The organism is Haloterrigena sp. H1, from assembly GCF_005938085.1.
Lineage (GTDB): Archaea > Halobacteriota > Halobacteria > Halobacteriales > Natrialbaceae > Natrinema.
In genome coordinates this window covers 1289373-1312480 of the sequence record NZ_SMZK01000001.1, presented here as the reverse complement: position 1 = coordinate 1312480, position 23108 = coordinate 1289373, and the positions used below count along the sequence as shown (strand labels likewise).

Annotated in this window: 21 protein-coding genes; 13 read left to right on the top strand and 8 right to left on the bottom strand. The window is 62.3% G+C overall.

The features are described from left to right. Positions 1-42 precede the first annotated feature (42 nt). On the top strand, positions 43-303 hold the full coding sequence (locus tag E2L06_RS06585) for a BolA family protein (protein ID WP_138779782.1): 261 nt from the start codon (positions 43-45) through the stop codon (positions 301-303). Between the two features lie 26 nt (positions 304-329). Here the strand turns inward: E2L06_RS06585 and E2L06_RS06580 are convergent, their stop codons facing one another. Continuing rightward, positions 330-1142, bottom strand: a complete 813-nt coding sequence (locus E2L06_RS06580) for an enoyl-CoA hydratase/isomerase family protein (protein WP_138779780.1) — start codon at positions 1140-1142, stop codon at positions 330-332. Positions 1143-1351: 209 nt separating this feature from the next. Between E2L06_RS06580 and E2L06_RS06575 the strand changes: the two genes are divergently transcribed. Genes E2L06_RS06575 through E2L06_RS06565 form a run of 3 tightly spaced genes read left to right on the top strand, consistent with a single transcriptional unit; the run spans position 1352 to position 4843 of the window. Continuing rightward, positions 1352-1813, top strand: coding sequence for a PH domain-containing protein (locus tag E2L06_RS06575; RefSeq protein ID WP_138779779.1), 462 nt, complete (start codon positions 1352-1354; stop codon positions 1811-1813). Beyond that, complete coding sequence (locus tag E2L06_RS06570) at positions 1803-3407, top strand: PH domain-containing protein (RefSeq protein ID WP_138779777.1); 1605 nt, start codon at positions 1803-1805, stop codon at positions 3405-3407. Before E2L06_RS06575 ends, E2L06_RS06570 begins: the two co-directional genes overlap by 11 nt. 20 nt (positions 3408-3427) lie before the next feature. Continuing rightward, a complete protein-coding gene (locus tag E2L06_RS06565) occupies positions 3428-4843 on the top strand; it encodes an aspartate ammonia-lyase (RefSeq protein WP_138779774.1) in 1416 nt (471 codons plus the stop codon). A 116-nt stretch (positions 4844-4959) separates the two neighbouring features. On the opposite strand, the gene E2L06_RS06560 is transcribed toward E2L06_RS06565, so the two are convergent. Continuing rightward, the gene (locus E2L06_RS06560; RefSeq protein WP_138779772.1) at positions 4960-6039 is read right to left on the bottom strand and encodes a hemolysin family protein; all 1080 of its coding nucleotides are present in this window, start codon (positions 6037-6039) and stop codon (positions 4960-4962) included. A gap of 299 nt (positions 6040-6338) precedes the next feature. Here E2L06_RS06560 and E2L06_RS06555 point away from each other — a divergent pair, with 299 nt between their 5' ends. From E2L06_RS06555 to E2L06_RS06525, 7 genes are all read left to right on the top strand, one after another. Further along, on the top strand, positions 6339-6572 hold the full coding sequence (locus tag E2L06_RS06555) for an HVO_2901 family zinc finger protein (protein WP_092933652.1): 234 nt from the start codon (positions 6339-6341) through the stop codon (positions 6570-6572). Positions 6573-6762: 190 nt separating this feature from the next. Then, positions 6763-7251, top strand: coding sequence for a PH domain-containing protein (locus E2L06_RS06550; RefSeq protein ID WP_138779770.1), 489 nt, complete (start codon positions 6763-6765; stop codon positions 7249-7251). Then, complete coding sequence (locus E2L06_RS06545; RefSeq protein WP_138779768.1) at positions 7248-8846, top strand: PH domain-containing protein; 1599 nt, start codon at positions 7248-7250, stop codon at positions 8844-8846. Before E2L06_RS06550 ends, E2L06_RS06545 begins: the two co-directional genes overlap by 4 nt. Positions 8847-10333: 1487 nt before the next feature. After that, the gene (locus tag E2L06_RS06540) at positions 10334-10729 is read left to right on the top strand and encodes a DUF5805 domain-containing protein (protein WP_138779766.1); all 396 of its coding nucleotides are present in this window, start codon (positions 10334-10336) and stop codon (positions 10727-10729) included. Further along, positions 10719-11765 carry a tyrosine-type recombinase/integrase gene (locus E2L06_RS06535; protein ID WP_138779764.1) on the top strand — a complete coding sequence of 349 codons (1047 nt, stop codon included), beginning with the start codon at positions 10719-10721 and terminating at the stop codon, positions 11763-11765. The genes E2L06_RS06540 and E2L06_RS06535 overlap by 11 nt, the downstream gene beginning before the upstream one ends. Before the next feature lie 446 nt (positions 11766-12211). Beyond that, positions 12212-13018 carry an N-acyl homoserine lactonase family protein gene (locus E2L06_RS06530; RefSeq protein ID WP_138779763.1) on the top strand — a complete coding sequence of 269 codons (807 nt, stop codon included), beginning with the start codon at positions 12212-12214 and terminating at the stop codon, positions 13016-13018. Further along, positions 13015-14328, top strand: a complete 1314-nt coding sequence (locus E2L06_RS06525) for a hydroxyacid-oxoacid transhydrogenase (RefSeq protein WP_138779761.1) — start codon at positions 13015-13017, stop codon at positions 14326-14328. The genes E2L06_RS06530 and E2L06_RS06525 overlap by 4 nt, the downstream gene beginning before the upstream one ends. 20 nt (positions 14329-14348) lie before the next feature. Here E2L06_RS06525 and E2L06_RS06520 read toward each other — a convergent pair whose 3' ends face one another. The 6 genes from E2L06_RS06520 to E2L06_RS06495 all read right to left on the bottom strand — a co-directional run bounded on the left by E2L06_RS06520 (position 14349) and on the right by E2L06_RS06495 (position 20807). After that, positions 14349-15275 (bottom strand): hypothetical protein, encoded by a 927-nt coding sequence (locus E2L06_RS06520; protein WP_138779759.1) that lies wholly within the window; start codon positions 15273-15275, stop codon positions 14349-14351. Between the two features lie 80 nt (positions 15276-15355). Next, positions 15356-17098, bottom strand: coding sequence for an AAA family ATPase (locus E2L06_RS06515; RefSeq protein ID WP_138779757.1), 1743 nt, complete (start codon positions 17096-17098; stop codon positions 15356-15358). 56 nt (positions 17099-17154) lie between these two features. After that, entirely contained in the window at positions 17155-17988 is an 834-nt protein-coding gene (locus E2L06_RS06510; protein ID WP_138779755.1) for an MBL fold metallo-hydrolase, read from the bottom strand. A 115-nt stretch (positions 17989-18103) separates the two neighbouring features. Continuing rightward, complete coding sequence (locus E2L06_RS06505) at positions 18104-18865, bottom strand: hypothetical protein (RefSeq protein WP_138779753.1); 762 nt, start codon at positions 18863-18865, stop codon at positions 18104-18106. 236 nt (positions 18866-19101) lie between these two features. After that, complete coding sequence (gene dph2, locus E2L06_RS06500; protein WP_138779751.1) at positions 19102-20151, bottom strand: diphthamide biosynthesis enzyme Dph2; 1050 nt, start codon at positions 20149-20151, stop codon at positions 19102-19104. Positions 20152-20216: 65 nt separating this feature from the next. Next, positions 20217-20807 carry a response regulator gene (locus E2L06_RS06495; protein ID WP_138779749.1) on the bottom strand — a complete coding sequence of 197 codons (591 nt, stop codon included), beginning with the start codon at positions 20805-20807 and terminating at the stop codon, positions 20217-20219. 250 nt (positions 20808-21057) lie between these two features. Between E2L06_RS06495 and E2L06_RS06490 the strand changes: the two genes are divergently transcribed. Together E2L06_RS06490 and E2L06_RS06485 are read left to right on the top strand one after the other, a co-directional pair. After that, positions 21058-21975, top strand: a complete 918-nt coding sequence (locus tag E2L06_RS06490) for a permease (protein ID WP_138779746.1) — start codon at positions 21058-21060, stop codon at positions 21973-21975. Between the two features lie 96 nt (positions 21976-22071). Continuing rightward, positions 22072-23103 carry a hypothetical protein gene (locus E2L06_RS06485; protein WP_138779744.1) on the top strand — a complete coding sequence of 344 codons (1032 nt, stop codon included), beginning with the start codon at positions 22072-22074 and terminating at the stop codon, positions 23101-23103. The last annotated feature ends 5 nt before the right edge of the window (positions 23104-23108 follow it).

Sequence of the window (23108 nt, the reverse complement as noted above, 5' to 3'; positions counted from 1 at the left end):
GCGACCGCGGCGTTTTTGGCTCGAGCCACGTATGCACCCAGTATGAAGCCAACAGCCGTCGAGGAACTCATCGAATCGAATCTCGAGGACGCCGAGGCGACGGTCACCCATGCCCGCGACAAACACGACGAGGACCACCTCGCCGCGACGGTCGTCTCGCCGGTCTTCGAGGGCCTGCCGCTGGTTCAGCAACACCAGCAGGTCTACGACGCACTCGAGGAGCACATGACGACCGACATCCACGCCCTCGAACTCTCGACGTACACGCCCGACGAGTACGCCGACCTCGAGGCCGAGCAGTAACCGCTATCGAATCGGCCGCGCGGTCGTTACTCGCCGGGCCACTCGTCGGCGGCGAGTGGCTCACCCTCGAGGAAGGCCGCGATACCTTCGTTTGCGTCGTCCGTCGTACAAAGCGTTGCAAACTGCTCGTTCGAGTAGTCAAGCGCCTCGTCGTAGTCCAGCTCGACCATCTCGTAGAACGCCTGTTTGCCCAGCTGGACCCCCATCGGGCTCTTCTGTGCGATCGTTTCAGCGAGCTCCATCGCTGCCGTCAGGTGGTCGCCTTCGGATGCGACGCGATTGATCAGCCCCCACTCGAGGGCCGTTTCGGCGTCGATCAGTTCGCCGGTCAGGATGAGCTCGAGACACCGTTTTCTGGTGAGTGCTTTCATCAGCGGGACGGCTGGCCCCATACAGAACAGGCCGACCTTGGGTGCCGTCGCACCGAACTTGGTACCTTCGGCGGCGACGGCCAGATCACAGGCCGCGACCAGCCCGATCCCGTTGGCGGCCGCGTGGCCGTGGGCCGCGGCGATCACTGGTGTTCGCATCTCGGTCAGCGTGTGAAACGGTTCTTCCATCCGTCCAACCCACTGCTCGTATTCCGACTCGGTCTCGTGGTCCCCGTGTTCGGAGAGGTCGATGCCGGCCGAGAAGCTCTTGCCCGCGCCGTCGACGACGATCGCTCGCACGTCGTCGTCCTCGTCGAGTGCGTGTAGCGCCGCGTCGAGATCCTGCGCGAGGTCGGTGCTGAACGTATTCATCGCCTCGGGACGGGCAAGCGTGATCCGCCCGACGTGATCGTTACGGCTGCAATCGACAGTCTCCCACTGATCGCTCGTCGCTGTCTCGGAAGCCATGTGAGCTACTTGACTATATGTTGTGATAAATGATGTCATTACTCACTACACACTCGCAAGGTCTACCCCACCAGCGAACCGGGACGACGATCGTGACTCAGCGACGGATGGCTCGCAGTTACCCGGTCGTGCGGGTTGGCCGTCGATACCGGAGCAGATCGCTCGCGTGGAACCGTGGCTTTATCCACCAGAAATGACATTTCATTCCTATGGAAACCCTCCATCCCCGCATCAGACTCCTCTGGATCGCCCGTGGGGCGCTCGCCGCGGTCGTCCTCGGCGTCGTCCTCACCGCCATCGATCAGTGGCAGGTCACTGTCCCGTTCCTGGCGATCGGCGGCATCGTTGCACTCGGACTCGTCATCGGGGTCGGCTACGCCCTCCGGCTCTACCAGGTCTGGCAGTTCGAACTGCAAGACGACGCCCTCTATCTCGAGCGCGGCGTCGTCACCATCGTCGAGACCGCCGTTCCCTTTGTCCGCGTCCAGCACGTCGACACACAGTTCGGCCCCATCGAGCGCGTCCTCGGCCTCTCGAGCGTCGTCGTCTACACGGCTGGGTCCCGAAACGCGGACGTTCGCATTCCGGGGCTGACACCGGATCGCGCACGAACGCTGCAGAATACGCTTCGTGAACTGGCCGTCGAAAGCGAGGCCGACGATGCCGTCTGAGACGAACCGCTTGCATCCGCTGAGCGCGGTGACGCTGGCGCTCCAGCGCGGTTTCACCGGGCTGTCGATGCCGTTTTTCGTCGTGATGATCCTCTCGACGATTTTCGACGGCGTCGACATCGACTGGATCTTCATGTTGGCCCCGGTCGGGTTCGTCGTCGGGGTCGGCTACGGTATCGCGTACTACTATCGGTTCACGTACGCGATCACGTCACGGACGTTCGACGTTACTTCGGGCGTGTTCTCCCGGCGCTCGCGCGAGATTCCGTATCGCCGTATCCAGAACGTCGACGTCTCCCAAAGTGTCTTGCACCGAATTTTCGGGCTCGCCGTCGTCTCCCTCGAGACTGCCGGCGGCGGCGAGACGGAGGCGACGCTGAACTTCGTCAGCGAGGCCGAAGCCCAGCGGCTTCGCGCCGAGATCCGCCGGCAAACCGCTCGAGCGGACGAGGCGAGCAGCGACGAGCGCGCGGTACCCGCCGGGGGCGGCGACGAGACGACGCGCTACGACCGCTCGCGTTCTGATCGCGGGCCGACGCTCCTGTTCGAACTCGAGCCGACGGAACTGCTGGTGTATGCCCTGACGTCGTTCCGGTGGGGCGCGGCGGTCTTCCCGATCGCGCTGGTGATCTTCCTCACGAGCGCCGACTCCGGCTCGGGGCTGGTCCCCGCGTTCGTCCTCGAGATCGCACGTCCCGTCGGCGGGCCGGCGTCGCTCGACGGTGCCACTGTGGGATCGCTGCTCGTCTTGGTCGCGGTCACTGCACTCCAGTGGTCGGTCGCGACGTACGTCGCGAGTGCGATCTACACGGTCGCGAACTACTACGGGTTCCGCCTCGGACGAGCGGGTGACGACTTCGTCTACGAACGGGGATTGGTCCAGCGCTACAGCGGCTCGATCCCCGTCGACAAGGTTCAGTCGGTGACCATCACCGAGAACCCGCTCCAGCGACTGGTCGGCTACGCCGGCCTCTGGGTTGAAACCGCCGGCTACGGACCCGAGAGCAGCGGTGGCAGCCAATCAGCTGTCCCGCTTGCCGAGACCGACCGCAGCTATCGCTTCGCCGAGAACCTCACCGGCGTCGAAACGCCACGGTTCCAGCGGCCACCGACGCTGGCTCGGCGGCGGTATTTCGTCCGCTATTCGCTCATCGCAGCCGCTGTCGTCGCCGTCGCCTTCGGGCTTGCACAGGTAACAGGGCTCGAGCGCTGGTCGCTCGCTGCAGTCGTCTTCGCCGCCGTTCCCCCCGCGGCCCACCTCAAATACGTCAATCTCGGCTACCACGTCGGCGAAGCACATCTCGTGATTCGATCGGGGTTCTGGAACCGCCGGACGACCGTCATCCCCTACTATCGGATCCAGACGGTCTCGACGCGGCGGTCGATCTTCCAGCGCCGGCTCGGCCTGGCGTCGCTCGCCGTCGACACGGCCAGTTCGCGGACGTTTTCGTGGGGGATGCCGACGATCCCGGACCTCGAGTGTGAGACGGCCCGCGAGCTCCACGGCGTTGGGCGGGAACGACTCCAGTCGGCCATCCGAGAGCGTGCCCGCGCGACCGATACCGGTCCCGGGCTTTCGGTGGATTTTACCTGACTGACTGAGAGTTCTCGCGTATGGGAGACGAAGACGAATACCGAATCGAGGAGGACAGTCTCGGCGAGATGCAGGTGCCAGCGGACGCCTACTGGGGCGCACAGACCCAGCGCGCGATCCAGAACTTCCCCATCTCGGGGATCACGTTCAGCCGCCGGTTCGTCCGTGCACTCGGCGTCGTCAAGAAAGGCGCTGCACAGGCCAACCGCGATCTCGGCCTGGTCGACGACGACGTTGCCGAGGCGATCATCGAAGCCGCCGACGAGGTCATCGCCGGCGAACACGACGACCAGTTCCCGGTCGACGTCTTCCAGACCGGCTCCGGCACGTCCTCGAACATGAACGCCAACGAGGTCATCGCCAACCGCGCCGCCGAGCTCATGGGCAGCGAGATCGGTGACCGCGTCGTCCACCCCAACGACCACGTCAACTACGGCCAGTCGTCAAACGACGTCATCCCGACCGCGATGCACGTCGCCTCCCTCGAGGCCGTCGAGAAAGACGTCATTCCGGCACTCGACGCGCTCCGCGAGGCGCTCGAGGAGAAAGAAGACGAGTTCGACGACGTCGTCAAGACCGGCCGCACACACCTGCAGGACGCGACGCCGGTCACGCTCGGCCAGGAGTTCGGCGGCTACCGCACCCAGGTCGAGAAGGGCCTGGCCCGCGTCGACCAGGTCCGCGACCACCTCGCAGAACTCGCCCTCGGCGGCACCGCAACCGGCACGGGTCTGAACACCCACCCCGAGTTCCCCGGTCGCGCAGCCGAGTACATCACGAAGGAGACCGGCGTCCAGTTCCGCGAAGCCGACAACCATTTCGAGGCCCAGGCCGCCCACGACGCGATGAGCGAGGCCCACGGCGCGCTGCGAACTGTCGCCGGCTCGCTGAACAAGATCGCAAACGACCTGCGCCTGCTCGCCTCCGGGCCGCGCAACGGCTTGGGTGAGATCGAACAGCCCGAGAACCAGCCCGGCTCCTCGATCATGCCCGGCAAGATCAACCCGGTCGTCGCCGAGGCCGTCAACCAGGTTCACAAGCAGGTCGTCGGCAACGACGCCGCCGTCTCCGCCGGCGCTGCCGAAGGCCAGATCGACCTCAACCTCTACAAGCCCGTGCTGGCGCACAACTTCCTCGAGTCGGCCGAACTCATCTCGAACGCGAGTCAGGTGTTCGGCGACCGGTTCGTCCGCAAACTCGAGGCCAACGAGGAGTACTGTGCGGACCGCGTCGAGCAGTCGATGGCGATGGCCACGTCACTCAACGTCCACATCGGCTACGACAAGGCAAGCGAGGTCGCCAAGACCGCGCTCAAGGAAGACAAGACGGTCCGTGAGGTCGTCCTCGAGAAGGGCTACCTCGACGAGGACGAAGCTGACGAGGTCCTCGACCCCCGCAAGATGACCGAGCGCGGCATTCTCGGCCAGGACGACTAACCGAGCCGACGGCGCTTTTTTCGCTCTGTGATTCGCCCGCTCAGGGCCGTGCAATGAGGACCGACGTGTCGACCGTCCGCACGACACGATCGGTCGTGCTCGCGAGGAGACGCTCGTTACCCTCGATCGGCCGCTTCGACCTGTCGCTGATCGAGCGGGTCCTCGATGTCGCCCATCACCGCCTCGAGCAGGTCGGTCACGGTGACGAGGCCGACGACATCACCGTCCTCGATCACCAGCGCGAGTTCCTGGTTTTCCGCCTGGAACTGATCGACTGCGTCGCTGACATCCGTATCGGGAGAGAGCGTCATCGGCGGTGCTGCCAACTCCGCGAAGTCGACATCGCCGCTCGCTAGTTCCTCGCGATGTCCGACGAGGATCGGTGTATAGATGATCCCACGGAAGTCGGTCAGGTCGTCGCCGACCAGCGGATACCGCGTCTGTGGACGATCTTCCATCCTGCGGAAGTTCTCTTCGGGGCTCGCTTCCGTCGAGAGCGCGACGATCTCCTCGGCGTCCACCATCACCTCGCGGATCGCCTGCTCGCCGATCTGAAACGCGTTCATCACCTCTTCGCGGCGTTCCTCGGGGAGATCACCTCGCTCGAGGACTGAGCCGAGTTCGTTCCGGAGATCGGCCCGGGACTCGATAACGTCCTCCTCGGTCTCGAGCCACGCACCGGTCATCTCGATTCCGAAGAGTTTGAGCGTCCACTTCGCGACGCCGTCACCGATCCAGATCAGCGGCGAGATCACCCAGTGGAACCAGTACAGCGGCGTCGCGCCGTACCGACAGACCATCCGGGAGCGCTCGACGCCGAGATACGTCGGCGTCTGTTCGCCGTGGGTCAGGTGGACGAGATTGATGATGAGGAAGGCGATGATCGCCCCGCTGCCGATCGCAGCCAGCGGCGTGTTCACGAACAGCGGCTCGAAGATCGCGGCCAGCGCCGGCTCCGCGACGATCCCGACGGCGATGCTCGAGGCCGTGATGCCCACCTGACACGTGGTGAGGTAGATTTCGAGACTGTCGGTCATCTCCCAGGCCCGCTCAAGTGCGGGCGTGTCCCCGACGAACTCCTCTTTGGTGAACTGCCGAGCGCGAGTCAACGCGAACTCGATCGCGACGAAGAAGGCGTTCGCCAGAATTAGCAACACCCCTGCCAACAGCCGGCCGCCGATGACGAGCGAGTTCATTACCGAACGGTTGTGTCGCCAGACAGAAATCACTCAGGGCGACCATCGCTGGTTTGATCACGTCACGTGTCCCTACCTCCCAACACCACGACATCTATAAGCAGTGTCTGTTCACAAAGAGCACAAGACGATCGATTCGCCAATAGATGGACAACACGATATCGAGTAAACACGAATTTTGACTGTTCTTTTTTACCAGCCCCTCAACGATAAATCGGGGCATTGACGCCGAATCACGCCAGAATCTAGTGGAATAAAAAACCCAAGCAGTTTTGGCGAATGCTCGCGTCAGATGAAATATGCACACCTGTCGCAACTGCAACCAGTCGTTCCAGACCGAACTCGCCCTCGAGCTACACCGCGATACGTGCAAAAAGGGACAACTCTTCTGTCAGGTATGTGGGGATCGATTCCGAGAAGGGGATGCGACCCAGGATGGCTGGCACTACGAGTGTCCGAACGAGGATTGTGACGGCGACGGACTACAGGACGACCTCTATCGCGTCGAAGACGTTCGAACAACGACCCACTGACCCGATCCCCGTCGTGTCCTGTGCTCTATAATCTCGTATCCGAGCGATAGCGCTCTCGACGGCGACGAGTTCCTTTCTTCCGGTTGCCCGTGGCTACGTCGAAGACGACAGCTCAAACCGGCTCTCTCATGCGATGCGAACGACCGCCGCTTTCCCACCCTTTAATCGCGTCTGTGCGCTCACACCACGTATGGAACGGCTCACGCCGCGGGTTCGGGTCGTCTGGCTTTCCCTTGCACTCGTGCGAGCCGCGATTCTCGGCAGTCTCCTCGTCGGCGGCGCGATCGCCCTCTCGCGGACCGGGCTCGCGGACGCCGCGCCGGTTCCCCTGGTGTCGACGGCCGTGGGGCTCGCCGTCGTGCTCGCGATCGTTCGCATCGCCATCGCCTGGCGGCGCTACGGCGTCTGGCGGTTCGAGCTTCGAGACGACGATCTGTACATCCACCGGGGTGTCTTCACGCGAACCAAGACAGTCGTCCCCTTTGTCCGTGTCCAGCACGTCGACTCCCGACGGTCGCCGCTCGAGCGAACGGTCGGCCTCGCGACAGTCGTCGTCTACACCGCCGGTTCGCGGAGTTCGGATGTCGCGATCCCCGGCCTGACGCCGGCACGCGCCGAGGCGCTGCAGGAGTCGCTTCGCCGACTCGCAATCGAGAGCGAGGGTGAGGACGCGGTATGAAGAAACTCCATCCCGCGTCGGTCGCCGTTCGATCGCTCTCGCGCAGCCTCAACACCGGCTTCGTCTTTTTCCTCATCGGCGTCGTCGTCTCGCCCGGCGGCAACGGGATGGATCTGCTGTCGATCCTCGGCCTCGTCGTCGTCGGGATCATCACGGGGATCGTCTACGAGTTCGCCTACTACCAGCGGTTCAGATACGAACTCACCGCGGACACGTTCGACGTCACCTCCGGCGTCCTCTCGCGTCGCACCCGCGAACTCCCGGTAAGACGGATCCAAAACGTCGACATTAGACAGAACGTGGTCGACCGACTCCTCGGCATCGCTGCCGTCCACATCGAAACCGCCGGCGGCGGAGAGACCGAGGTCAGTCTCCGGTACGTTTCCGAGGCAGAAGCCCATCGCCTCAGACGGCAACTGCGACAGGGCGCACGTACCGAAGCCGAGGCCGAGGCCGCGGACGGCGACTCGCTCGCAGAGACGGAAGTCACTGGCGAACCCACGGCAGTTCGAGATGACGACGAAGAACTGCTCTTCGAGATCACTCCCCGCGAACTCGCGATCCTGAGCGTCTTCACCATCGATCCCGGCGCAAGCGTGCTGGGCGGGATCGCAGTTTCGTTTGCCAGCGGATTCGATCCTGCCACGCTGGTCCCTGCAGGTCGCATCGAGGGACTGCCGGGACCAACAACTGGTGTCTTTGCGCTCGCGTGGGGGCTCCTCCTCTTCGTGCTCGCTGCCTGGATCATCAGTGCCACCCTCACGTTCACCCGCTACTACGGCTTCCGACTCACCCGCGCCGGCGACGAACTCTACTACGAGCGCGGCCTCCTCCAGCGCTACAGCGGGACGATCCCCCTCGAGAAGGTCCAGGCACTGACAATCTCCGAGGCGATCCCCTTCCGCTGGTTCGGCTACGCCGCCTTGAGCGTCGAGACGGCCGGCTACGCCCCCGGCCAATCGGGCTCCCGCGGGACCGAATCCGCGATCCCGCTTGCCGATACCGATCGCGTCGCTGCGCTCGCCCGTGCGATCGAGCCCTTCGGCCCGGTCGATCTCGAGTCGCCGCCCAAACGCGCTCGAGAGCGGTACATGGTTCGCTACCTGCTGGTCGTTGCCGCCCTCATCGCCGGTGCGTACCTCGCCGCGCGATACACGCCGCTCGAGCGCTGGTACGTCGCCGCCGTCCTCGTCACGGTCGTTCCTGTCGCCGCCCATCTCAAATGGACGAACCGCGGCTTCCGCGTCGGTGATCGGTACTTCCTCTCGCGGACGGGATTCTGGCGGCGAACGACCAAAGTCGTCCCCCACTATCGGGTCCAGGCCGTTCTCCACGAGGCGACGATCTTTCAACGCCGTCGCCATCTCGCCAGCGTGACCGCCGATACCGCCAGTTCCGCCTCGTTTTTCGGCCGGGCCGCGACGGCTCACGATGTCGACGCTGACCGGGGACTCGAGGTACAGTCCGATATCGAAGAGCGGCTCCAAGAGCGGCTTCAGAGACGAATGCGCCGACGCACCGTCGATCGGTGGTTTCGAAACTCAACAGAACCGACCGACGACGCGTCGGTAGTCGACGAAGACGAGGACACCTGACGACGGTCTTCCCGCGTTTCGCTGTCGGTACCTCGGCACTCTGTATACCGTTATGTGGTTCATGAGTCCGAGAGTAGACATTGCTCAGCTTGAGGCACTGGAAGCGAAATACACCGATAGGCGTCACAACGGCGGAATACACCGTTTGCACGCTGGCTGTACAATCGGTTTACAACCATGTTCAGAGACATCTATCGTCGCTCTTCCATCGGTGACTGGTGTGGGGTTCCGGACGGCCACGCTCGGTTTCTTGCATTGGCTCCGAGTAGAACCGACGCTAGGGCTCGGCTGCGACGTTGACTGCTCGACCGCTATCCGCCCCCTGGATAGACTACCGGACGAGCGTTGTCTGCACTCTGTTGTTGGACGACGGTCCATGACTACCCGACCGCGTCGAGTGTAATCGGTATGAACCTGTTGTCTGGCAGGATCGATCGCGTCGAATCGCGTCGACGGTTCGTCCGGCAGTATCCGTCGGAGTCGGACCGAGAACCGCTGACGCGCTCTGTAACGCCAACGAGAACGTGATGCGATCGCCACAGGCGCGTTCTAAGACGGTTCGATCATGACTGATGCCCGGGCAAAACAGGACGTCCACTGGCTCGATACCGGCCTCAAGCGTCCTGCGTGACGTCCTGTGACCAGAAATCGGGACCCCGATTCACAGACAATCACCGGACGTGCGTTCAAAACTCAGCTCCTTCGTCGCACGTGGCCGTGTGTAACGGCATTGCAGTCATGGTCTGCTGTGAGTCATTTCCGGTGCAAACGCGATCGTTCTGCGGTTGCACCGGTAAATCGTTACAGCAGACCGTATCAGTGGAACGTGCTGGAACCAATCGAAACGGTGACTAACTCACATTCGGCCGGACAGTTCGAACCCATGCCATCACTACGGAGATCGATCCGTGGCCGAGACTCGATGCGTTCTGACGGCACCCTTCGCACTCCATTTCGATCCTGTCACATTGATGTGACGTCGACTCGAGCGACGAACAGGTACACTATTGCAGACCGGTCAGACAAACGGGGAGACCGACGACCGGGTGAACCCTCGTCGAGGTCCAGTACCCACGCAAGGCTGTCCGAGGGGGTCGTCGAATCGCTGTCGTCGGCAGCGGAGAGGCTGTTACTCCAAACGGACCGGTCTCGCTCGAGTCATGGTGCCGACCGCGGATCGAGGTGTGATTGCTGGCTGGTGCTCCGCTCGAGCGAGAGAATGATACCGCTCATTGATTGCGACGAGACAACTCAGCCACACGAATGCCGACTACGTATTGGGCCGGCAAGGCTGCAGCCAAAATAGCATATCTAGAACTGTGGGACTAGTCTGCAAGATCTTGTAGCCGAATCTGTGGGACTTTCGGTAATGTGTATCTTGATCTGTAGGACGACAACTGGTGCTATTTGGGTGCTAGCACCTAAGATAAATATACTTAGCTCGAATAATGGGTAGATTGAATATCGTCGCGTCTGATGAATGCTGTATGAGCGATTCGGCCGACACGTCTCGAGAAACTGTCAAAACCTACGTCCCGGCATACCAGAAAGCGGAGTGGCAATCCCACGCTGACGACCTCGACATGAGTCAGAGCGAGTTCGTCCGGACGATGGTCCAAGCCGGACGCAAAGGGTTCGACCCCGACTCAGCGGAACCCGATTCTCCGGGCCCAGACCCTGGGGGTAACGCCCTCGAAAGACAGGTTCTCGAACTACTAACTTCTGACACGTATTCGTGGGACGAACTGCTCGAGGCGGTCTCCGACGATATCGAGTCACGACTGGATGAGACCCTCGAGGAGCTACAGGCGACCAACCGAATTCGATACAGCGGTCGCCACGGTGGGTACACGACCATCGACGGTGGTGGCGATGGCGACTGAACCCACTGGCGACACGCCGGCGGACGTGGCAGATCCGATCGCGTACTTCCTCGACGACCAGCGGTATCACGGCAAGAGCGAGCGAACGCTCGAGGCCTACGAGCGAGTGCTGCGGCGATTCGAGGCCTTCCTTCGCGAGCGCTTCGATGTCGATGCGGTCGGCGCGGCCCAACGGCGCGAATGTATGGCCTGGGTCCATTCGCTGCGCGGGGAGTTCGAAGACAGCACGATCGCGACGTACGCCTCCTATCTCAATCGGTTCTACGACTACATGACCCGCGTCGGCGTCTTCGACGATAACCCGATGGCGCTCGTTATGGAGGAGCTGTCCGAATCGATCGAGACGAATCCGACGCGACGCGACATCTCGGTGCCGGAAATGCAGTCGTTCGTCGCCGAGATCGCCCACCCTCTCGAGCGAGTCGTCGTCGTCACGCTCCTCAAGACGGGGATGCGCGTTGGCGAGCTCTGTAACCTCGATCTGCGGGATCTTCACCTCGAGACCCAGGGACTCGACCTCGCGTGGACGCCCCGCGTCGGGCTCGAGCAACGACCTGAATCAGTGTTCGTCTCGTCCGAGCCGGCCCGCGGCACGACCGTCAACGGCGAGGAACGGACGGCATCGAACAAGCGAAAGCGCGATACGGTCGTCCCCGTCGATAGTGAACTCCGACGGGTGTTATGCGAGTGGCTGGCGATCCGCCCGGACGCGGTGTCGTCGGCACGGCCGCTCTTTCTCGATACCCGCGACTCGTGGGGCGAGCGGCTCACGCCGTCGGACGTCCGCTATCTCGTCGAGAAACACGCCCGTGACCACGGCTGGTACCGAACCGGTGGGGGGACCCAGGAGAACGTCACACCACACTACTTCCGGCACTTCTTCACTACGCATCTGCGGGATCGAACCGGTGATCGGGGGATCGTGCAGTATCTCCGTGGTGACGTTGCCGGCGATGTCATCGACACGTACACCCACAACTGGGGCGATCGCGTCCGGGAGACCTATCTCGAGTCGATTTACGCCGTCACCCGGTGATGCGTGTCGGCTCGCGGGGATCTCACTGGAGTGTCGGCACAGTGCACTGTGATTCGTCCAGAGCGGCTTCGACAGTACGGGCTACTACGTAGTGGCCGCTCCTCACATCGACACGTTCCGGTTCTGTGATGAATAGTGGATAGATTCTAACTACGATCGTACTCAGCGCGACCGTCTCGAATCGAACTTATAAATCGGATATGGCTATATCAATTTGCGCCTCGAGGCCCCATTGTCGCCGGCCGCGTCAAATGAATCGCTACGTGCGTTCGATCGACGTGTACCCCTTGTCTGGCAGTCGTTGCCCGCAGTTCACGATCGACTAGAGATAAGAGTTCGCCGACTGGGCTTGCATCAGCGAGTCGTCTCGATGTGCTACCGGCGACAAACTCTCTGCCCGAATGATTATTAGGCAGGTTCTGGTTGCCTAGTTGTGGCACTATACCATGGTTGATGTTACCATACACGTTCTCGACCGCGGTGGACTCGACGTCGACATGAACTACATGATGGAAGGGCACGTGCTCGGCACACACGACGAGCCCAACCCCGACATCGATTACGGGGAGATTCCGGTCTGGAGCCTCGTGATCGACCACCCCGAGGGGACGATCCTCTGGGATACCGGGTCGCATCACGACGCACTCGAGGGCCACTGGCCCGAGGGACTCCTACAGGCGTTTTATCCACACGACGCTCACGAACATCGGCTCGACGACGACCTGAACGAGGCCGGTTTTGGCATCGACGACATCGATTACGTCTTCCAGACCCACCTGCACCTCGACCACGCCGGCGGGCTCGAGTTCTTCGACGGGACGGACGTCCCGGTCTTCGTCCACGAGCGCGAGCTCAAGTTCGCCTACTATAGCGCGAAGACCGACGAGGGAAGCGGCGCGTACATCCTCGAGGACTTCGACCACGACCTGAACTGGCACGTGTTACACCAGGATCGCGAGCAACACTTCGAGGACGTGGAGTTCGTCCGCTTCCCCGGTCACACACCCGGACTCACCGGGACGGTGATCCACATAGACGACGAGGGAACGCTCGTCTTCACCGGTGATCAGGTCTACATGGCCGACAACTTCGAAGACGAGATTCCGCTCGGGGCGCACCTCCTCTGGGGAAAGACCGAGTGGGTCGAGAGCCTCCGTCGTATCAAGGCACTCGAGCGGCGTCACGACGCCGAGGTCGTCTACGGACACGATCCCGAGCAGTTCGAGGCTATGCAGCCGGGGTGGGGGCTGTGAGCTACGAGCGGTCCGTCTCCGCCAGCCCGCATGAACTCACGCCCGAAACCGTCTGGCACGTCCAGATGCCACAGATTCGCGTGGGCCGCGGCGCAGTCAGAGAACTTGGCTTTCAGCTCGCCGATCTGGGCGTTGCAGACGATGCACGCGGGCTGATCGTGACCGACGAGACGCTCGCCGAGATCGGCCACGCAGGCCGGGTCGCCGACCACGTCGAAGACGCAGGATTCGATGTCGACGTCTACGACGGCTCGGAGCGCGAACCCTCGATCGAGGCCGTCGAAGAGTGTATCTCGTTCGTCCGCGAGGAGATGGGCACGGACGGCTACGACTTCTACATCGGACTCGGCGGCGGCAGCTGTCTCGACACCGCGAAGACGACGCGCGCGGTCGTTGCCAACGGCGGCGAAATCCTCGACTACGTCGCCGAACCGACCGGCTCCGGCGAGGCACTCTCTGAGTCCGGCCCACCCCTCGTCTTGCTCCCCACGACGGCCGGCACCGGCTCGGAGATTTCGCCGGTCGCGATCCTGTCGGTTGCCGAGAAAGAGATCAAGGAGGGCATCTCGAGCAATAACGTGCGGGCCGACGCCGCGGTGCTCGATCCGACGCTGACCACGTCGCTCCCTCCTGATCTCACCGCGAAAACAGCGATGGACGCGCTCGGTCATGCCATCGAGGGATATACTACACATCGATACGACAACTTACTCCGCCCCGAGGACCCCGCCGACCGACCGGTCTACGCCGGTCGTACTGGCTTTACCGAACTGTTCAGCGAGAAGGCGATCGACCTCCTCTCGAGCAACGTCAGACGAGCCGTCAACAACGGCGACGATCTCGAGGCTCGTGAGGCGATGTTGAAAGGGGCGCTCTACGGCGCGATCGCCGGTCTCACGGCCGGTGCGAGTCTCTGTCACGCGATGGCGTACCCGGTCGGGAACAAGTACCACACCTACCACGGCGAAACGATCGCCGTGCTCACGCCGGCGAGCACGTTGGGGTACAACGTCGCCAGTGATCCAGACCGCTTTGCGACCATCGCCGAGATGCTCGGCGCGGACACCGACGGATTGAGCACGCGAACGGCGGCCGATCGCGCACGCGAGGAGTTCGTTGCACTCCAGCGCGATCTGAACGTCCTCCCGAGCGGGCTCAACGAACTCGCCGGCATCACCGACGACGAGATCGACTGGCTGGCCGAACAGACCGTCGACACCCAGCAGCGACTGCTGCGGTGTAATCCACGGCCGGTGACGAAAGACGACGTCGCGGACATCTTCCGCGACTCACTCCACAACTGGGAGTAGGACAGAATCGCGAGTACGCCTTATTGGCCGACCGCGAGCTCCGTCTCGAGATCGGGGCCGTTCAGCAGCGCGCGGACGCAGTCGACCGTGTCGGTCGTTTCTACCGTGTTCTTGAGCAGGACGGTCTCGCTTGGAAATAGCTGTTCGCCGAGCAAGAGGCCGTGGTCGCGGGCGGTCGAGCCAGTCACAGTCAGGTAGACGCCTAGCCCCGCGTCGGCGATCGCTGCCTCTTCCTCGCGGCCGTCGTCCGGATACCAGAAGTCGATACCGTCGAGGAGCCGCGTGCCAAGCACGGCCTGAACGAGCCGTTCGTATCTGGGCTCGATACAGAGCGGTCCCTCGTAGGTCTCGAGGAAGTCCCGATCGATAGACTCGGCGGACGGCGCGACTTCGGGCGTGGCAAGCAGCGTGTGGTAGACGGTATCGCCGAGCCCGGTGACGACTTGCACGTCGGTGTCGGCGGGATTAATGCGGGCGTTCACGTCGGCGATCCGGTCGAGCGGCTCCGGTCGCAACTCGACGACCTCCTCGAGAACGAGGTCGGCACTGTCGAATCCGAGCGCGAACTCGTGGGTCCGAAGCGCGCGAAACGGCTCCTCTCGGCCGACGAGCTGGACCGCCGCGTCGTCGGGCGCGCCCTCGACGTTCGATAGCGGGATCGTGACGCTGTCGAAGACTATCCGGCGTGGCTTGCCGGCGCGGTCGTCGCGCAACAGCGTATATTCGGGTGCGGTCGAATCGTCGACAGTACTGTAGTTTGCGAGACGATGGTAGACGTCCTCCTCGTCGGGCTCGATAGTCCCTTTCGTGAGTGCCTTTTCGTGACGAAGCGTCGATGTAATGTCGTCGGCGAGGTCGGGGACGCCGAGGCGATCTGCGATCCGATCGAGTACAGACTCGAGCGGTCGCCCCTTTCGTGGAACAGCGATCGGTATCGTCTCGCCCATCGACCGGTTCTCAATCGGCGACGGATAAACGAGTTGCGTTTCCGCTACAGTCCGAAATCGATGGGTGACGCCTGCGCCGCTCAGTTGGAGAACATCGAGCCGAGTTGGTCGCGCCAGTCCTGAATGTCCGTTACGTCCTCCTGGACTGCTTCGAGGTCGTCCGCGACGGTTTCGAGATCAGATTCCACGTCGTCGACGGTATCCGTGAGATCATCGACATCGTCGTCGATCCCCGCGACGGTGTCGTCCAGTTCGGCGACGTCGGCGGTGACATCGCTCAGCTCCGTCTCGAGATCGGCGTTCCAGTCCGTGAGGTCTGCAACGTCGGCGTCGAGTTCCTCGACCTGCGACGACGTTCCCTCGAGTCGCTCGTCTACCGATTCGATCTCGTCTTCGAGTGCTGCGAGATCGGTCTGTAACTCCTCGATGAGCTGTGCGCCCGTGCCGTTGTCCTCGAGGAACGTCTCGAGTGCGTCGGTGTAGGCTGCGACCTCCTCGACGCGGGACTGGAGGTGCTCGACTTTCGCGATTTCCGGCCCCGAGGGCTCGAGGTCGAGTTCGGCCTGAATCGCCTCGAGATCGGCGTCGTCGACCGTCCCGTCTTGGATCTCGGTCGCAAGGCGAGCCGCAACTGAGCCGTCGAACTCGACGGTCGCGGTTTCGACTTCAGTGGCCGACTCGACTGCGTCGTCGGCGTCCGCCGTCACCTCGTCGTCGACTGTTCCAGCCGGTGCTTCCGTCTGCTCGGCTGCCAGTTCGGCCGTGTCGTCGCCGTCCTGCTCGTCCGGCTTTGCCTCGTCAGGTGCGTCGGGCTCGACCGTCGGTGGTTCCTCATCGTCGGTCGTGTCCGCTTCGAGATCGGATTCCGATTCGTCGACACTCGCTTCGGCCGGCTCGTCCGCGGCGTCGGCAGTCTCGAGTTCAGTGTCGGCGACGTCCTCCTCGTCGTCCTCGTCAGCCGTCAGTTCACCGTCATCGTCAGCGGCCGATTCGGCATCCGCTTCAGTAGCCGATTCAACGTCCTCCTCGGCGGTCGGTTCGGCGTCCTCATCAGCAGCCGATTCGGTATCCTCTTCGACGGCCGATTCGGCGTCGTCCTCGTCAAACCCGAGATCGATATCGGGCTCGTCCTCTTCAACGGACAGTTCGTCGTCCTCGTCGAACCCAAGGTCGATGTCCGGCTCGTCTTCCCCTACGGAGAGCCCGTCATCCTCGTCAAATCCGAGGTCGATGTCCGGCTCGGGATCGGTGTCGATGTTACCGAGGTCGAGATCGAGTCCCGAGGCGTCGTCTTCGCCGTCTTCGTCGTCTTCGTCGTCCTCGTCACCTTCGAGACCGGGAACGGTGTCCGACTCGCCGGCGATCATATCCTTGACGGGCTGATTGCGGTCCTCGGAGACGATGTTGCCGATGACTTCGTCGTCCACTTCGTCAGCATCCGAGCGGTCGTCGTCGCCAGCCTCGAGGTCGACGATCGCCGGCTCCGTGAGAAACGCCGCGGCACGACTGTCGTCGTCGATCTGGATCCCGTAAACGGTCTCGAGGTCGCCGCCGGGCTCGAGCGTCGCCGTGAACTCGACGTGGTTGTCCTGGTAGGCCGTCCAGTCGTCGCTGTGATAGTCGGGGTGAAAGCCGACTTTGTCCATCGGGAACGATTCGGGAATGTCCTCGGAGAGCTGGATCGTGACTGGCTCGTCACGGGCCGATTCGATCTCGAATCGAATCGCCGGAACGGGAAACTCGTCCGCTTCGAACGTCTTCTGGACGGAGATCCCATCGGCGCTGACCTCGATTACGTCGTCCGTATCGGCGGTGCTGGTCATATGGAACCAACGTTACCATACCATTACTATAAAATGTGCGGACAGTTTGAGAATCGTTACAAATCGACGCGGTCGCCGATCTCGGCGATCTCGAGCCGTTGTGGATACGCGAAACTGGCGGCGTGGTGGTGCAGTGCCGTCGGATCAGCGGTCAGACCCTTCCACATATCCCAGTGACTCGGGAGAAGTCGGTCACACTCGAGGGCGGTGGCACACTCGATGACCTGGTTCTCGTCGTTGTACCAGCGTGTTCGTTTGGGCTCGCGGGTCTGTTTGTCGGGGATCTGTCCGACGGTACCGAAGGCAAACACCGCGAGATCGATGTCGTACTCGTCGCCGATTCGCTCGAACTCGTCGGTCGGTTTCGTATCGCCGCCGTGGAAGAAGGTCCCGGCGTCGTGTTCGAACACGTAGCTGACGGGATGGGTCGCGTCGGGATCGTTGGCCGCCTCGACGTGGACGGTGAACTCGCCGATCTCGAGGGTTTCTCCTTCGGCGACTTCGGCCAGCTGCTCGTCGGTGACGTCCCATTCGTCGGTCCATGCCTCTTCGTCGCGGGCTTTCGCGACGCTGTCGTCGGGTGCATAGAAGGTCGCGCCCGTGTTCGCGAGGATCGGGGCCTGACTCGGGCCGTGGACGTGGTCGGTGTGTTCGTGGGTCGCGAGGACGGCATCGGCCTCCGCGACGTCGTCGGGATCGAACGGGACGGGGATCATCCGGACCGTCCGCGGCGGGTCGCCGAGTCCGAGATAGGGATCGATGTAGATCGTCGTTCCCTCGGTCCCCTTCAGGACGAAGCCGTTACAGCCGAGATACCAGATCGCGACACCCTCTGGCGTCGCGTCTTCGACGTCGCGGACGAGCCAGTCGTCCCAGTCGCTTTCGATCATACTCGAGGCTGTGGGGACCGATTGGGTAAGTGTTGTCGTCTCCGCGACCTCCCGTGTTGCTCGGTACTGGAATCTGACCGACGTTTGTCTTTGCCGTCACCCAGCCCCGGTTGAGTCACGGAGAGCGTGGCTGGGCGCGATAGATCAGCTGGTGTGTCGATCGAGCGGCGTCGTCGACACGTCGTTCGACGGTCACTGTCGCTGGCGCGTCGCGGGACTGGATCCACTCGGGATCGACAACTGGCTGATCCGTGTCGACGACCCGTCCCGTCTCGGCGTCGTAGTCGACGAGCGTGGCGTCTGCCAGCATGGGTCCGTGCACGTGCACGAACGAGGTCAGCACCTCGTCGACACGGTCGCGAGCGATCCCGCGTTCGGTCGACTCGGTGTTACGAGCCACGACGCGACGGGCCAGTGTTTCGGTCTCGAACGGGCCATCCGCGTCGGCAAGTATCGCCAGGATCGTCCGCCGACGGTCGGCGGCAAGCGCGCGGAACACTGCATCGAGCGTTGCGTCGTCGGCATCGTGGCGGGTCGAAACGATCGCTTCGAGGTGCGGGTCGTCGAACGCTGGGTGCGCGCCGAGCGTGATCGTCTCGTCGTCGGATTTCTCGAGGAAGCCGCCATCGGTCAGCGCTGGGACCAGCCGATGATGGAGGTCGGTGAGCGCCTGCCGGTAGTCGTCGTCAGTCACCTCTGTGGGCTGTTTGTCCATTGTTACTGCTGCGAGATGGCGCGCAAGCTCGTCTTTCCCGATCCCGTCGGGCGACCGCTGGTGGACGAGTCGGAGAACGGTTCGTCGACGGGCGTCAGCGAGGACGTCGAAGAACTCATCACGGGCAGCGGCCGTCGATCCGCTCGAGGCTGAGTTACTCATCGACTACTGGTCAGTGACTAACGGGCAAAAGAACTCCCCCAAACTGCTTTGGAATCTGCACCATAGCACAGGATCCCCACACTTTATTCGACGATATACACTCATTCTGTGGGTAAGGTAATACTATATTTCGTCGCGTTCAGCGAATGTCTCATTCTACGAACCCATCACGGACGAAACCCATCACAGGAACTGGGGGTGTAACAGCGTCAAACGAGTGCCGACGGCCGGGCGCGTTACCAGGTGCCGTGGAACGTATCGAACGAGAGACTGTCGAGTGGCTCGTCGCCGACGGCGATCCGGTACTCGCCGGGGGTGAGCATCGGCTTGTGGAACTGCGGCCCGTCGTCGGTCGTGATCCGCGGACAGCCGGTGTTGACGAAGGCGTCCATGTCGAAGTTGCGCAGCCGATCCGGCGTCACCTCGTCCATCGTGATGAGGTAGGCGTTGTCGTTGTCCGCGAGGATTTCTTGAGCGATTTCCCAGCGCCCCTGTCCGATCTTGGTACAGAAGATGACGCCCCACTTCTCGGCGTCCATCGCGCGATGTATCGCGCCGTAGCGCTGTTTCATGAACTTCTCCGTATCCGCGACGGTGACGACGTTATTGACCGGGTCGGCAATGACGACGTGTTTGTCGGGATGTTCCATTGCTAGCCCGAGCGGGTGGAATTTCCCACCGCCGACGTAGAGCACTTGATCGGCGGGTACGTCCGCACTCGCGTAGTTACAGCCGAGTACCTGTCCCTCGTGGGTCAGCCGGTCGTCGCCGCGACGGCTGTGGACCTCGTAGCCTCGTTCCTCAAGGAACTCCGTCATCTCCTCGTAGCGGTTCATGTGCTGGGCCGTCGTGACGAGGCCGACACCTTCGGTCTCCTCGGGCGGTTCGAGCGTCTCGAGCGCTTCCTCCATGATCGGCGTCACCTCGACGTTCGAGAACAGCGGGACGTAGATCACCTTGTCCGTGTCCTTCATCGGCGAGTGGCCGAAGTGAACGAACACGTCGGTCCGTTTCATCAGATATGTGTCGAGGTCACAGGCCCCATAGCAGGGCTGGCCCGAGAGCATAAACGTCACATCGTCGTCGGCCAGTTCCCGCAGGTCGTCCGCGACGGCTGGCCCGCGCCGTTTCAGTCCTTCGGGGAACTGTAGCCCGACTTTCTTCGCGTCTCGTTCCTCGATCGCCTCGACGATCTGCTCGAGTTCGTAGTCCCACTTACGGTCGTGTTTGAGACTCATCCCGGTGTTTCGGAGGTCGCCCTCGCTGTACTCCGACTCCTGACTCATTGACAGCCCTTGCGGCCACGAACGTATATACTGCACGCTGTCGAGAGCGGAGAATATCGTCGGTGTCAGGATCGCTCGCTTGCCCGCGGTGGTTGCGTGGCCGTCGAGAACTCACACGTCGCGAACGCGGCCCGGAAGTCGTCGCCGTCGAACGAGTCCACCAGTTCGTCAAGTTCCGAAAACACGTCGTCGAGCTGTCGTTGGACTGGTTCGTGTTCTGCGTCCGCTGTGGCATCGGCACCAGTTTCGAGTGCACCACGTTTGGTCGCCAGCGTCGCACATTCGGAGATCAGTTCGTCGTAGCGGCCACGACGGACCAGCCTGTCGACTGTCTCGAGCAACTCGTTCTTGTCGACTGGTTTGACGAGTGACTCGCCGGCAGTGGGCAGATAGTCCGAGCCGTATTGGTTGTCACGGAGCACCGCGACCGTCTGTGTCATCGCGTGGCGTTCGAGTTCGGCTGCGACGATCGACCCCGACTCCGTCCGGAGGTCGCGGTCGACCAGCACTGCGTCGGCGTCCTCGAGAAGCGCGAGCGTCTCGTCGCCATCGGTCGTCGTTGTGACCCGATAGTCCTCGGTGAGCCACGACCGTAGTCGGTCGACGATGACGGGATCGTCGTCCGCAACGAGAACGGTATTCGTATCACCAACCATAATTTGAGATAGTAGTAGCTCGTGGATCGGTTGATATCAAACTATGGAATAGTGTTCTCTGACACGGATCACCGGTCGCGGTTGAATCGGCTGTCCACCCGCGATTAGCGGTTCGAATTCTCTGAGCTGCCGACGCCACCAGCAGCGAGTTACATGACTCATGCGTGCTCGGTCGCAGAAATATACAGTCGATCGTCCGGTTCGTTTTCCGTCCCAACAGTCATAGTACTGGAGTGTAAACGGGTGGTCAATGGTAGCGGAACAGGCCCCTGACGGGTATCTCTTCGACCTCTATCGTCGATACATCGGTGAACCGGAGGACCGAACCGACATCTACGTCGGCTTCGGTCTGTTCCTGGGCGGTATCGGTTTGGCAGTCGTCGCACTGGTGCTCTTTCTCTGGGGCAACACGCACGAAGCCCGGTCCGCCAGCTACTTCGCGTGGGTCGGTCCTGCATACGCACTCGCGATGGTGTCTCTTCCCGTCGTGATGCTCGGGATCACCACGCTCCTCCCGTCGGAGCGACGGGTGCTGTACACGTCGATCGGTGGCGCAGCGATCACCCTCGCTGCGGTCGCTGGCTTCCTCTTCATCTATCCACGGCACTGGAACGGCTACGGAAACGACTACACCGTTCAGGTGGTCGCGGCGTACGCCGTCGGGCTCGCTGGCATCACCGCCTCGACGGGTGCGGCACTGATCGCCCACTATCTCGATATGGCACAGCAGGCCGACGTGGTGGCAGTCGACGACGAGGACGACGATCCTGACGTGACCGACGCGGAGGTCCAACAGGACATCGACGACGCGATGGACGGCGTCGAACTCTCGTGGGGCGGCGTCGAGAAGACCGAGCACAAGCGACTGAGTTTCTCCGAGGACGATTTCGACGACGTCAACGTCGATACCAACGTCGGGACCACGACGACCCGTTCGTCGGGTGTCGACGCACAGGTTGCCGGCCTCAAAGGCCTCAAAGGCGGTGAGACGAAGCAGACCACCTCGAGTTCGACGGTCGACGATCAGACGGCGAAACTCAAAGAACTCCGCGAACAACAGCGGGCCGAAGAACTAGCGACGGCTGACGACAGCAGTACTATCGAGACGGTGACATTTCCGTTCTCGAAACTGCTCGATCGGATCCGGCAACTAGTGAAGCGAAATTAAAGCGACGGTCCGGAAAGAAATAGCAGCGTCTTTCATAGTATCAGATCTGTAAGTGGCGTACATAGATTTATAATCCGTCGGTTTCCTTCCCCACACATGGCCAAAGGCCTAGACGTCGGGACGATGAACATCCTGTCTGCACAGCAGGATGGAACCGACACGGTATTCGTGCAACAGCGTAACTCATTCGTCGAGATCGAGTACTCGGATATGGCCGAGCAGATGCTCTCGCGAAGCGAAGTCCTTCATATTCGCAAAGACGACAAGGTCTACGTCGTCGGCGACGACGCCTTGAACTTCGCGAACATCTTCAACAAGGAGACCCGTCGGCCAATGAAACACGGGATCCTCTCGAACGACGAACAGAGCGCGATCCCGATGATGAAGCTCATCATCGAACAGGTCATCGGCGAGCCTGCCTATCCGGACGAGAAGCTCTATTTCTCGACGCCAGCGGACCCGATCGACTCGGACCTGTCGACGCTGTATCACCAGAAGACGATCGAGTCCTTCCTCGATGACATGGGCTACGACGCCGAGCCGATCAACGAAGGGATGTCCGTCATCTACTCCGAACTCGCGGACAACAACTTCACCGGCCTCGGCATCTCGTTCGGTGCCGGAATGACGAACGTCTGTCTGGCCTATTACGCCGTCCCCGTCATGAAGTTCTCCGTCGCCCGTGGTGGCGACTGGGTCGACGAGCAGGCCGCCCGCGCGACTGGCACGCCCGTCGACAAGGTCACCTCGATCAAGGAAGACGGCTTCGACCTCGACTTCACGACCGACGTCGGCGGCGTCGAGGGTGCGCTGTCGATCTACTACGAGAACCTCCTCGAGTACGTCATCGACAACATCGTGCAGGAAGTCGACGAGGAAGACATCGAAGAAGGGCTCGACATCCCTGTCGTCGTCACCGGCGGGACCTCGAGCCCCGACGGCTTCGAGGCCCTGTTCCGCGACCACTTAGAGGAGGCGAACATTCCGTTCTCGATCAGCGGCGTTTCGCACGCGAACGAACCGCTGTACAGCGTCGCTCGCGGTGGGCTCGTTGCGGCTCGCTCGGACGAGGACGTCGACCACGAGGAGGAAGCGGACGAGGCGGAAGCAGCGCCTGCAAACGAGTAAGCCGT